11 protein-coding genes and 1 rRNA gene are annotated in these 11,520 nt (G+C 73.6%); 10 read left to right on the top strand and 2 right to left on the bottom strand.

Features of this window, described 5'->3' with window-relative positions; translation table 11 throughout:
* The first annotated feature begins 165 nt into the window (after positions 1-165).
* The 3 genes from rrf to CD790_RS35300 all read left to right on the top strand — a co-directional run bounded on the left by rrf (position 166) and on the right by CD790_RS35300 (position 2,428).
* Positions 166-282, top strand: a 5S ribosomal RNA gene (rrf, locus tag CD790_RS22310).
* Between the two features lie 287 nt (positions 283-569).
* Positions 570-1,547 carry a hypothetical protein gene (locus tag CD790_RS35305; protein WP_222108288.1) on the top strand — a complete coding sequence of 326 codons (978 nt, stop codon included), beginning with the start codon at positions 570-572 and terminating at the stop codon, positions 1,545-1,547.
* Between the two features lie 50 nt (positions 1,548-1,597).
* Positions 1,598-2,428 carry a tetratricopeptide repeat protein gene (locus tag CD790_RS35300; RefSeq protein WP_260867784.1) on the top strand — a complete coding sequence of 277 codons (831 nt, stop codon included), beginning with the start codon at positions 1,598-1,600 and terminating at the stop codon, positions 2,426-2,428.
* A gap of 108 nt (positions 2,429-2,536) precedes the next feature.
* On the opposite strand, the gene CD790_RS22300 is transcribed toward CD790_RS35300, so the two are convergent.
* Positions 2,537-3,865: a DUF1015 domain-containing protein gene (locus CD790_RS22300; protein ID WP_144385060.1), complete on the bottom strand. Its 1,329-nt coding sequence runs from the start codon at positions 3,863-3,865 to the stop codon at positions 2,537-2,539.
* Between the two features lie 80 nt (positions 3,866-3,945).
* Between CD790_RS22300 and CD790_RS22295 the strand changes: the two genes are divergently transcribed.
* The 4 genes from CD790_RS22295 (at position 3,946) to CD790_RS22280 (ending at position 8,434) form a co-directional block, all read left to right on the top strand.
* Entirely contained in the window at positions 3,946-4,998 is a 1,053-nt protein-coding gene (locus CD790_RS22295; protein WP_144385059.1) for an HAD hydrolase-like protein, read from the top strand.
* A gap of 177 nt (positions 4,999-5,175) precedes the next feature.
* Positions 5,176-6,249, top strand: a complete 1,074-nt coding sequence (locus CD790_RS22290; protein WP_144385058.1) for an iron ABC transporter permease — start codon at positions 5,176-5,178, stop codon at positions 6,247-6,249.
* A gap of 167 nt (positions 6,250-6,416) precedes the next feature.
* A complete protein-coding gene (locus CD790_RS22285; protein WP_144385111.1) occupies positions 6,417-7,448 on the top strand; it encodes an iron chelate uptake ABC transporter family permease subunit in 1,032 nt (343 codons plus the stop codon).
* Positions 7,445-8,434 carry an ABC transporter ATP-binding protein gene (locus CD790_RS22280; protein WP_260867774.1) on the top strand — a complete coding sequence of 330 codons (990 nt, stop codon included), beginning with the start codon at positions 7,445-7,447 and terminating at the stop codon, positions 8,432-8,434. The genes CD790_RS22285 and CD790_RS22280 overlap by 4 nt, the downstream gene beginning before the upstream one ends.
* Before the next feature lie 358 nt (positions 8,435-8,792).
* On the opposite strand, the gene CD790_RS22275 is transcribed toward CD790_RS22280, so the two are convergent.
* Positions 8,793-9,140, bottom strand: a complete 348-nt coding sequence (locus tag CD790_RS22275; RefSeq protein WP_144385057.1) for an SCP2 sterol-binding domain-containing protein — start codon at positions 9,138-9,140, stop codon at positions 8,793-8,795.
* A 66-nt stretch (positions 9,141-9,206) separates the two neighbouring features.
* Here CD790_RS22275 and CD790_RS22270 point away from each other — a divergent pair, with 66 nt between their 5' ends.
* From CD790_RS22270 to CD790_RS22260, 3 genes are all read left to right on the top strand, one after another.
* Positions 9,207-9,518, top strand: a complete 312-nt coding sequence (locus CD790_RS22270; RefSeq protein WP_144385056.1) for a hypothetical protein — start codon at positions 9,207-9,209, stop codon at positions 9,516-9,518.
* 13 nt (positions 9,519-9,531) lie between these two features.
* A complete protein-coding gene (locus CD790_RS22265; protein WP_144385109.1) occupies positions 9,532-10,347 on the top strand; it encodes a TlyA family RNA methyltransferase in 816 nt (271 codons plus the stop codon).
* A gap of 116 nt (positions 10,348-10,463) precedes the next feature.
* A complete protein-coding gene (locus tag CD790_RS22260; RefSeq protein ID WP_313956527.1) occupies positions 10,464-11,417 on the top strand; it encodes an NAD kinase in 954 nt (317 codons plus the stop codon).
* The last annotated feature ends 103 nt before the right edge of the window (positions 11,418-11,520 follow it).

Raw genomic sequence — 11,520 nt, 5'->3', positions numbered from 1 at the left:
ATAGGCCGGATATGGAAGCCAGGTAACTGGTGGAGTTGACCGGTACTAATAGGCCGAGGGCTTGTCCTCAGTTGCTCGCGTCCACTGTGTGGTTCCTGGGTTGCAAACAGCATCCGGTACACCACAAATTGAAGAGTGTGCTTGTTCGCTAGAACCCAATAGGGTTTCGGTGGTTATAGCGTTAGGGAAACGCCCGGTCACATTCCGAACCCGGAAGCTAAGCCTTTCAGCGCCGATGGTACTGCAGGGGGGACCCTGTGGGAGAGTAGGACGCCGCCGAACAATCTTTCAGGACCCTTGGTCCCAGCGTTCACGCTGGGACCAAGGGTCCTTTTTGTTTTTCTTGCCACAGCGCGTACCCCGGTGAGGTGCGCGAGAATGAACGCAGTACCTCAAGACAGGAGTCACGTCGATGTCCCCCAACTCCCCCGACGACAGGTCGGAGCCGCGGCGTCGCGACGGCGGTGACCGACGCGATTTCCGGAGCTCCGGCCCGCGCCGCGATGAGCAGCGCGGACCGCGGCGTGACGACCGGGGCGGTCGGGACGACCGCGGTCGTGGCTTCCGCCGTGACGACGACCGTGACCGTGGCGGCTTCCGCCGCGATGACCGCGACCGCCGTGACGACCGCCCCCGCGGACCGCGCCGCGACGACGAGCGGGGTGGCGGCTTCCGGCGTGACCGCGACGACCGTCCGCCGTTCCGGCGTGACGACCGTCGGGATGACCGCCGCGATGAGCGTCGCGACGACCGCCCGTCGTTCCGTCGCGATGACCGTCGTGATGACCGGCCGGCCTTCCGTCGTGACGACCGTCGTGACGAGCGTCGTGACGACCGGCCCTCGTTCCGTCGGGATGACCGCCGTGACGACCGCCCGTCGTTCCGCCGCGATGACCGTCGTGATGACCGGCCGGCCTTCCGTCGTGACGAGCGCCGTGATGACCGGCCCTCGTTCCGTCGGGATGACCGCCGTGACGATCGCCGCGATGACCGTCGTGACGACCGGCCCTCGTTCCGTCGTGACGACCGTCGTGACGACCGGCGTGACGACCGTCCGGCGTTCCGTCGTGACGAGCGTCGCGATGACCGTCCGTCCTTCCGTCGGGACGACCGTCCGTCGTACCGGCGTGATGACCGTCGCGACGAGCGTCGTGACGATCGCCGTGACGACCGCCCGGCGTTCCGCCGTGACGAGCGTCGCGATGACCGGCGGGATGATCGCCCGGCGTTCCGCCGCGACGACCGCCGTGATGACCGCCGCGACGACCGACCCTCCTTCCGCCGCGACGAGCGTCGGGATGACCGTCGTGACGAGCGGCCGTCGTTCCGCCGTGACGAGCGTCGGGATGACCGTCGTGACGACCGTCGTGACGACCGGGACCGTGGGCGTCGGCCGTACGGCCAGGGCCGGGGGCGGGACGATCGGGAGCGTGGCGGCGGTGGCTTCGGGCGGCGTGACGGCCGTTCCGGCGGCTTCGGTCGGCGTGACGACCGGCGTGACGACCGCCGTGACGACCGGGGCCGGGACCGCGACCGGGAGCCGGTGAAGCGGCTGCCGATCCCCGAGGACGTGACCGGCAACGAGATCGACAAGGACGTGCGGCAGGAGCTGATGAGCCTGCCGAAGACGCTCGCCGAGGATGTCGCCAAGAACCTCGTCATGGTGGCCAGGCTGCTCGACGAGGAGCCGGAGCGGGCGTACGGGTACTCCCGGGTCGCGCTGCGGCTCGCCTCCCGCGTCGCCGCGGTGCGCGAGGCCGCCGGCTTCGCCTCGTACGGCGTCGGGAAGTACGCGGAGGCGCTGGCGGAGTTCCGCGCGGCGCGCCGGATGACCGGTTCGGTGGAGCTGTGGCCGGTCATGGCCGACTGCGAGCGCGGGATGGGCCGTCCGGAGCGCGCGCTGGCGATGGCCGGTGAGGCCGAGGTGCAGAAGCTGGACCGGTCCGGCCAGGTCGAGATGCGGCTGGTCGCGGCCGGTGCGCGACGGGACATGGGGCAGGCCGACGCCGCCGTCGTGACTCTGCAGAGCCCGGAGCTGGCCTCGAACACGGTCCAGCCGTGGACCGCGCGGCTGCGCTACGCGTACGCCGACGCGCTGCTGGCCGTGGGCCGCGAGACCGAGGCGCGTGAGTGGTTCGCCAAGGCGCTGGAGGCCGACCAGGGTCACACGACGGACGCGTCGGACCGGCTCGCCGAGCTGGACGGCGTGGAGTTCGTCGACGCCATGGCCATGGACGTCAGCGACGCGGACGAGCTGGAGGAGGCCGAGGTCGAGGCCGAGGTCGAGTCCGGGAGCGACGCCTCCGCCGGCTCTGACGCGTCCGCCGGTTCCGGTGACGCCGACTCGCCGGCCGAGGCCCGGGTCGACGCGTCGGCGGACCCGGTGGCCGACGACGATGACGTCGAGGTGGACGGCGACGACCGCTGAGCGTAGGCCGGGAACGGCCACGTACAACGGATGAGGGTGGGGCCCCACATGGGGCCCCACCCTCATCCGTTATGCCTGACGCGTATGCCTGACGCGCCCGGTGGCGCGTCACCCCAGCGCGAGGCTCCGCAGCACCAGGCCGGTGGCCGGCTTGGGGCCGAAGGAGGTCGACTTGTGCGGCATGGCGACGCCCTGACGGGCCAGGTCGTGGACGACGTCCTCGCTGACCGGGCGGAGCAGCACCGCCGTGCCGCCGCGCCGCTCCGCCTGGTCGACGGCGGCCGCCGCGTCGTGGATGTAGCCGATGTGCTCGGGGGCGTCCGGGACCTTCCAGAGGTGGTCGAGCAGCAGCGAGTGCAGGACGGTGGCGTCCAGGGTGCGCCACGCCTCCGGCCGGTCGGCGGGGACCGTACGGGCCAGCAGCGCCGGGTCCGGCCGGTCGAGGAGATGGAACCGCCCACCCCCGGCCACCAGGAAGGCGTTTCCAGCGGGACCCGGCCGCGCGGCCTCGTCCAGGGCCGCGAGCGCCTGGGGCAGCGGTCCATCGACGGCGCGGACCCGGAAGGCGTCGCCCAGCGTCTTGAGCGCGCGGTCGACGGGCAGCTGGTGCAGCAGCCGGTGGATGGCCCGCACCCGCAGCGGATAGCGCGCGGTGTCGACCAGCAGCACCAGCCCGAAGTCCCACGGACCCGGGTCCGGGCGCTCGGCCCGCAGTCGCAGATAGGTGGCCCAGCGGTGGTGGCCGTCGGCGATGAGGGCCTGGCGGTGCGAGAGGTCGGTGGTGATCGCGGCGAGGTCGGCGGGGTCGGTCACCCGCCACAGCAGGTGGTCGACGCCGTCCTCGGTGGTCGTGGCCAGCAGCGGGGACCCGGCGACCGTGCGCTCGATGACGCCCGCGGCGCCGTTGTCGCGGGCGTCGGGGTCGACGCCGCTCTCGACGGCGTCGGCGGGAGCCCCGTGGCCGCGGTAGGCGAGCAGCAGCGGCTCCAGGTGGGCGCCGGTGGCGCGCATCAGGTCGGCGCGGTCCTCGACCACGTGCGGCATGACCTCTTCGTGCGGGAGGACCACGCCCTCCTCGCGCGGGCTGAGCCGCAGCGCGCCGATCACTCCGCGCTGGAGCACCTCGCCGTCGTCCTGCTGGTACACGTACAGCGCCGGCTCCGGGTCGGCGGCCAGCACGCCCTCGGCCAACCAGCGCTCCAGCGTCTCGGCGGCGCGGCGGGAGCGGTCGGCCGGGGAGTCGGCCTGCGGCAGGATCAACCGCACGATGTTGTGCGGGTCCGCGGTCTCCAGCTCGCGCAGACCGTCGGGCCGGACGACGACGTCGTACGGCGGGGAGGTGACGGCGGCGAGGCTGCCGACTCGTTCCGGGACGTACCGCAATCCCCGGAACGGGACGAGCTGAAGCCCCTGCCCGACAGACCCTGGAGTGCTCATTGAGGCATGTTATGTCGCACGCCGCCATGCGCGATGATCGGGGGGACATGCTCACCTATCCGCGGAGGAGCGGCTACCTCATGAGCGAGACGGTCCGGACCCGGCCTGACGGCAGCGCGCAGAAACCGAGCGAGGCGTACGACACCGCGCTGCTGGACCTGGACGGCGTGGTGTACGCGGGCGGTGAGGCGATCGAGCACGCCGTCGAGTCCCTGGGCGTGGCGCGCGCCGGCGGGATGCACCTGGCGTACGTCACCAACAACGCGCTGCGCACGCCGGAGACGGTGGCCGACCACCTGACCCGGCTGGGCGTGCCCGCCGAGCCCGGCGATGTGATCACCGCGGCGCAGGCGGTGGCCCGGCTGATCGCCGAGCAGGTTCCGGCGGGGTCGCGGGTGCTGGTGATCGGCGGCGAGGGGCTGAAGGTGGCGCTGCGCGAGCGCGGCCTGGAGCCGGTCGACTCGGTGGACGACGATCCGGCGGCGGTGGTGCAGGGCTACGGCGGTCCGGAGCTGGCCTGGGGGCGGCTGGCGGAGGCGACCTACGCGGTGGCGCGCGGCGTGCCGTGGTTCGCGTCCAACACCGATCTGACGATTCCCACCAGCCGCGGGATCTCGCCGGGCAACGGCGCGGCGGTGGAGGTGGTGCGGATGGCCACCGGCGCCAGCCCGCAGGTGGCCGGCAAGCCGCAGCCGCCCATGCACCGCGAGACGATACTGCGCACCGGGGCACGCCGACCGCTGGTGGTCGGGGACCGGCTGGACACCGATATCGAGGGCGCTCACGTGGGCGGTGTCGACTCGCTGCTCGTGCTCACCGGGGTGACCACGGCCGCCCAGTTGCTCGCCGCCGAGCCGAAGTACCGGCCCACCTATGTCGCCGCCGACCTGCGGGGTCTGCTGGTGCCGCAGCCGGAGGTGGTGCCGGTGGCCGCGGCCGAGGGCCGCGCGGAGGGCTTCGCCTGCGGCGGCTGGGTGGCCTCCGTACGGGACGGGGTCCTGCACCTCGAGGGCGACGGCACGGACCCGCTGGACGGGCTGCGTGCCCTGTGCGCGGCGGCCTGGACCGAGGCGGGGGCCGGAGCGGGCACCGCGGACGCGGAGAAGGCGCTGGCCCGGCTGGGCCTGAGCTGAGCCGCCGCGGTGTCCGGGGGGCGTCGGTGCCGCACCGGCGGCTCTGGCGCACCGTCGTGCGCGGCGGTGCGGTCCCGCCGATTCCGGCGGGGCCCACCCCCTCCCAGCAGGGCTGATCGTCATTTAGGCTAACCTAACCTAAGTTTTGATCGGCCCTGTTGTGAGGTGGAGTTCCGCGTGGCCTTGGTCAGTTCCGCACAAACCGGGGCCGAGACGGCGGCCGTACCCGCGCCGTCCGTGCCACCGGCACCCGGTACGCGGCGCACCGTATGGCGCGCGGTCGGACTTCTCGCCTCCGTCGGCGTCCTGGTGCTGGTGGCCGCGGCGAGCATCGCCATCGGTGCCAAGCCGATCCCCCTGGACCAGGTCTGGCACGGGCTCTTCCACTACTCCGGCAGCAAGACCGATGTGGTGGTCCGGGACCTGCGGGTGCCGCGCACCGTGCTGGGCGTGCTCGTCGGCGTCGGCCTCGGCGTCTCGGGCGCGCTGATCCAGGCCCTCACCCGCAACCCGCTCGCCGACCCCGGTCTGCTGGGGCTGAACGCGGGCGCCTCCGCCGCCGTCGTCACGGCGATCAGCTTTCTCGGCGTCACCTCGCTGACCGGCTATGTGTGGTTCGCCTTCCTGGGCACCGCCGTCGTCTCGGTCTTCGTCTACGTCCTCGGCGGCAGCCGCGGCGCCACCCCCGCCCGGATGGCGCTCGCGGGCATGGCCATCTACTCGGCGCTCTACGGCTATGTCTACGCGGTCCAGCTGCTCGACACCGCGGCGCTGGACAAGATGCGCTTCTGGACGGTGGGTTCGCTGGCGTCGGCCAACATGACGGTCGTCAAGCAGGTGGCCCCGTTCCTCGTGGTCGGCACGGTCCTCGCGTTCTGCCTCGCCCGCTCCCTGAACGCGGTCGCGCTCGGGGACGACCACGCGCGGGCGCTCGGCGTGCGGCTCGCCTCGACCCGCGCGCTGTCCATGATCGCCGTCACCCTGCTGTGCGGCGCCGCGACCGCCGCCTGCGGGCCGGTCGCCTTCGTCGGCCTGATGGTGCCGCACATGGTCCGCGCGCTGACCGGACCGGACATGCGCTGGATCATGCCGTACGCCGCCGTGCTCTCGCCGGTGCTGCTGCTCGGCTCGGACATCATCGGACGGGTCATCACCCGGCCCTCCGAGCTCCAGGTCGGCATCGTCACCTCCCTCATCGGCGGTTCCGTCTTCATCTTCCTCGTACGTCGCCGAAGGATGGCCCAGCTGTGAACGCGAGTACCGCGAATGCGGAGAAGCCCGGGGCGCGCGCGGAGACGCCCGAGGCCGGCGCGGACGAGACCCGTACGGACGAGACCGGGCACGGGCCTGAGGACGCCGTCGCGAAGGACGCGGTCGTGAAGGACGCGGTCGGCGCGGACCGGCCGCGCGTGCGCGGCATGCGCGGGACGACGCTGCGCCGCGGCGGCCTCTCGCTGCGGGTGGACACCCGCGGCATGGTGGTGGGGCTGCTGCTGGCCGTCGCCGCCCTGGGCATGGGCGTGGTGCTGGTCGGCACCGGCGACTTCCCCATCCCGGCCGCCGACGTCGTCCGGACCCTCCTCGGCGAGGGCGACCCCACCCAGGACTTCATCGTCAACGAACTCCGGCTGCCCCGGCTGCTGGTGGGGCTGCTGGTCGGCGCGGCGCTCGGCCTGTCCGGCGCCATCTTCCAGAGCATCTCCAAGAATCCGCTGGGTAGCCCGGACGTCATCGGCTTCTCCCAGGGCTCGGCGGCGGGCGGCCTCACGGTCATCGTGCTGACCCAGGGCAGCCCGCTGGCGGTCGCCGCCGGCGCGGTCGTGGGCGGCCTGCTCACCGGCCTCGCCGTCTACGCCCTGGCCTGGAAGCACGGCGTCCACGGCTACCGGCTCGTGCTCATCGGCATCGGCGCCAGCGCCCTGCTCGGCTCCGTCAACGGCTACCTGCTCACCAAGGCCGACGACCTCGACGCCGCACGCGCCGTGGCGTGGATGACCGGCTCCCTCAACGGCCGGGACTGGGAGCAGGTCTGGCCGCTGCTGTGGTCCTGCGTCGTGCTGATCCCGGTGGTGCTGTGGCACTCGCCCGCCCTGCGGATGCTGGAGATGGGCGACGACAGCGCCTACTCGCTGGGGGTCCCGGTGGAGCGCACCCGGACCGTCATGATGCTCGCGTCCGTGCTGCTGCTGACCGCCGCGACCGCGGCGGCCGGCCCCATCTCCTTCGTCGCGCTCGTCGCGCCCCAGCTGGCCCGTCGGCTGACCCGCTCGCCCGGCCCGAACCTGCTGCCCGCCGCCTGGATGGGCGCGGCTCTGCTGATCAGCGCCGACTGGGCCTCGCAGCGCGCCTTCGGCTCGGACCAGCTGCCGGTGGGCGTGGTGACCGGCCTGCTCGGCGGCGTCTACCTGGTGTGGCTGCTGGCCACCGAACGCAAGGCGGGGCGCATATGAGCCGGCCCCGGACCCCGCGCGAGCGGCGGGACGGGCGCGGCGGGCCGCACCCGGACGCGCAGCCCCAGCAGGACAAGACCGACGACCGCGTTCCCGACCGCAAGGACATCCGACAGCCCGTGTCTGCCACCTCCGCCACCCCGTCCGCCCCGTCCACCGCGCCCGCCGCCGACGCCTCGGGCGAGCGGCGTCAGCGCCTGACGGCCGAGGGGCTCACCCTCGCCTACGACGGCCGCACGGTCGCCGAGGGGCTGTCGGTGTCGATCCCCGACAACTCCTTCACGGTCATCGTCGGCCCGAACGCCTGCGGCAAGTCCACGCTGCTGCGCGCCCTGTCGCGGATGCTGAAGCCGGCCGCGGGCTCCGTGCTCCTCGACGGCCAGGCCATCGGCTCCCTCCCGGCCAAGCACGTCGCCCGCACCCTCGGGCTGCTCCCGCAGAGCTCGATCGCTCCGGACGGCATCACGGTGGCCGACCTGGTGGCGCGCGGGCGCTACCCGCACCAGGGGCTGCTGCGCCAGTGGTCCGAGACCGACGAGCGGATCGTGTACGAGTCGATGGCGGCCACCGGCGTCGCGGAACTCGGCGACCGCTACGTCGACGAGCTCTCCGGCGGCCAGCGGCAGCGCGTGTGGATCGCCATGGCCATCGCCCAGCAGACCCCGCTGCTGCTCCTGGACGAGCCGACCACCTACCTCGACATCCAGCACCAGATCGACGTCCTCGGCCTGTGCGCGCAGCTCCACGAGGAGCAGGGCCGCACCCTGGTGGCCGTGCTGCACGACCTCAACCACGCCGCCCGCTACGCCACCCACCTCATCGCGATGCGCGGCGGCCGGGTGATCGCGGAGGGCGACCCGGCGGAGGTGGTGACCGCCGAGCTGGTGGAGGAGGTCTTCGGGCTGCGCTGCCAGATCATCGACGACCCGGAGACCGGCACCCCGCTGGTGATCCCGGCGGCCCGCAAGGCGCGCCTGAGCGCCTGAGCGCTCCGGATGGGGGAGGTGTGGTGAGGGCCGTGGGGCGTCTGCGGGTGGGTTGTTGGCTGGTCGCGCAGTTCCCCGCGCCCCTTTCGGGGCGCTGCCGGACCGTTGCGGTGGTGGTCGGCGAGCGGCTTGCGGGCTGCCGGGGGCGTTGCCGAAGGGGGAGGTGTGGTGGGGGGCTGTCGGGCGTCTGCGGGTCGGTTGTGGCTGGTCGCGCAGTTCCCCGCGCCCCTTTCGGGGCGCTGCCGGACCGTTGCGGGCCGCCGGGGGTCTTGCAGCGGTGTCGTGGGGGGCGTCGGGCGTCTGCGGGTGGGTTGTGGCTGGTCGCGCAGTTTCCCGCGCCCCTTCGGCCGCGGTCTTGCTAGAGCAGCTTTCGGAGGCGCAGCAGGTCGCGGAAGCCGGCCTCCAGCTTGATCCGGCCGGAGGCCCAGGCGCGGGCGAAGTTCAGCTCGCCGTCGACCAGCGCGACCAGGTCGTCGCCGGTCATGGTCAGCCGGATCTCCGCACGGTCGGTCGGGGGGCCGGCCAGCGTCGTCACGTCCGTGATCCGTCCGCCCGCCAGCCGGCCGACGAAGGTCGTCGCCAGGTCGGTGATGTGGCAGCTGAGGGAACGGTCGAGTGCGGCCGCGCTGCGCAGGTCGCCGTCGGCCCCCGCGAGATTCGTGGCCAGTCGGTCGAGCGCGCTGCGGCACTCCTCGATGGTCGCCATGGGGACCGACCCTACCCAAGCGCCTCCTGCGTCGGAGAACGCCCCCTTCACGGTAGCGTCGGGACCATGAAGGAGCCGATGCCCGGCACGGGCGACGCACGGCCGGAGGCGGGCGCCGAGACCGGCTCGGAGACGGATCCGGGCGGCGAGCCGATCGCGCCGCTCGGTATCGCCCGTACGCCCACCGGCGACGCGCGGGTGGACGCGCGGCTCGACCGGCTGGCCGACGCCGATCACCTCGCCGCGAGCGGACACCTGGAGGTGTACGAGGATGTCCACAGGGGCCTGCGCGACACGCTGACGGAGCTCGACCGCCGACCGCCGTCGCCGCCGGCCCCGAACCCGTCGATCCCGACCTCGTACGACACCAGGAGCTGAACCGCACGTGGCAGTGAGCCGTGGCCAACGCAGACGACTCGACGCGGAACTGGTCCGCCGCAAGCTCGCCCGCTCGCGCGAGCACGCGAGCCAGCTGATCGCCGCGGGCCGGGTCACCGTCGGCGGGACCACCGCGACCAAGCCCGCCACTCAGGTGGAGACCAGCGCCGCCATCGTCGTCGGCCAGGACGACAGCGATCCGGACTACGTCTCCCGCGGCGGCCACAAGCTGGCCGGCGCGCTCGCCGCCTTCACCCCGCGCGGGCTGAAGGTCGAGGGCCGCCGCGCGCTCGACGCGGGCGCCTCCACCGGCGGCTTCACGGACGTGCTGCTCCGCGCGGGCGCGGCCCAGGTCGTCGCCGTCGACGTCGGCTACGGACAGCTCGCCTGGTCGCTGCAGAGCGACGACCGGGTCGTCGTGAAGGACCGTACGAACGTGCGCGAGCTGACGCTGGAGCACCTCGACGGCCAGCCCGTGGACCTGGTCGTCGGCGACCTGTCCTTCATCCCGCTCGGACTGGTCCTGCCCGCGCTGGTGCGCTGCGCCGCGCCCGACGCCGATCTGGTGCTCATGGTCAAGCCGCAGTTCGAGGTGGGCAAGGAGCGGCTGGGCAGCGGCGGGGTGGTCCGCAGCGAGGCGCTGCGCGCCGAAGCGGTCCGCACGGTCGCCGGGCAGGCGGCGGGGCTCGGGCTGGGTGTGCTCGGGGTGACGGCGAGCCCGCTGCCCGGCCCCTCGGGCAACGTCGAGTACTTTCTGTGGATGCGCGCCGGGGCGCCGGCTTTGGACCCGGCGGATGTCGACCGTGCAGTGGCGGAGGGGCCCCGTTGACCACTTCAGGAGCAGGTTCATCAGCAGCCGGAGCGGCCGAGCCGACGGAGTCGGCCGGAGCGGCCGACTCGACCACGCCCGCCGCGCGGGCGGACACCGCGGGGACGGGGGAGACCGTGGGCGCGGGGCAGGGGAAGCGGGCCGAGCCCGCGAGGACGGCGGCGTGCCCGCCGGACACCGGGCGCCGCACCGTCTTCCTGCTCGCCCACACCGGCCGCCCCGCGGCCATCCGCAGCGCCGAGCTGGTCGTGCAGGGCCTGCTGCGCTGCGGCATCGGCGTGCGGGTGCTCGCCGAGGAGGCCGCCGACCTGCCCCTGCCGTCGTCCGTGGAGCTGGTGGACTCCGGCCCGAACGTCCTGGAGGGCTGCGAGCTGCTGGTGGTCCTGGGGGGTGACGGGACGCTGCTGCGCGGCGCCGAGTACGCCCGGATCTCCGGGGTGCCGATGCTCGGCGTCAACCTCGGACGGGTCGGCTTCCTCGCCGAGGCCGAGCGCGACGACCTCGACAAGGTCGTGGACCGGGTGGTCACCCGCTCCTACGAGGTCGAGGAGCGGATGACCCTCGACGTGCTGGTCCGCAACGACGGCCAGATCGTGCACACCGACTGGGCGCTGAACGAGGCGTCCGTCGAGAAGGCCGCCCGCGAGCGGCTGCTGGAGGTGGTCACCGAGGTCGACGGCCGCCCCGTGTCGCGCTTCGGCGGCGACGGCGTCGTCTGCGCCACACCCACGGGCTCCACGGCGTACGCGTTCTCCGCCGGCGGGCCCGTCGTCTGGCCCGAGGTCGAGGCCCTGCTGATGGTGCCCATCAGCGCCCACGCCCTCTTCGCCAAGCCCCTGGTGACCGCGCCCGACTCGGTGCTCGCGGTGGAGGTGCAGCCCCAGACCCCGCACGGCGTGCTGTGGTGTGACGGCCGCCGCACCGTGGAACTCCCCGCCGGCGCGCGCGTCGAGGTGCGCCGCGGCGCCGTCCCGGTCCGGCTCGCCCGGCTGCACCACGCCTCGTTCACGGACCGGCTGGTCGCGAAGTTCGCCCTCCCGGTCGCCGGCTGGCGGGGCGCCCCCCACTGACACCCCGGCGCGGCGCACCCCACCGCACCCGCGGCCGTCGCCGCGCCCGCCTTCTCCGGTCGCGCCCGCCTTCTCCGGTCGCGCCCGCCTTCTCCGGTCGCGC

Source organism: Streptomyces sp. SAJ15 (assembly GCF_007595705.1).
Classification (GTDB): Bacteria; Actinomycetota; Actinomycetes; order Streptomycetales; family Streptomycetaceae; genus Streptomyces.
This window is presented reverse-complemented; position numbering and strand designations above follow the sequence as displayed.

What these genes read in the sequence shown, in the direction of transcription:
- CD790_RS22300 (WP_144385060.1), bottom strand. Translation starts at nt 3,865, where the DNA reads ATGAGCACTCCAGGGTCTGTCGGGCAGGGGCTTCAGCTCGTCCCGTTC.
- CD790_RS22295 (WP_144385059.1), top strand. Translation starts at nt 3,946, where the DNA reads ATGAGCGAGACGGTCCGGACCCGGCCTGACGGCAGCGCGCAGAAACCG.
- CD790_RS22285 (WP_144385111.1), top strand. Translation starts at nt 6,417, where the DNA reads ATGCGCGGGACGACGCTGCGCCGCGGCGGCCTCTCGCTGCGGGTGGAC.
- CD790_RS22280 (WP_260867774.1), top strand. Translation starts at nt 7,445, where the DNA reads ATGAGCCGGCCCCGGACCCCGCGCGAGCGGCGGGACGGGCGCGGCGGG.
- CD790_RS22275 (WP_144385057.1), bottom strand. Translation starts at nt 9,140, where the DNA reads ATGGCGACCATCGAGGAGTGCCGCAGCGCGCTCGACCGACTGGCCACG.
- CD790_RS22270 (WP_144385056.1), top strand. Translation starts at nt 9,207, where the DNA reads ATGAAGGAGCCGATGCCCGGCACGGGCGACGCACGGCCGGAGGCGGGC.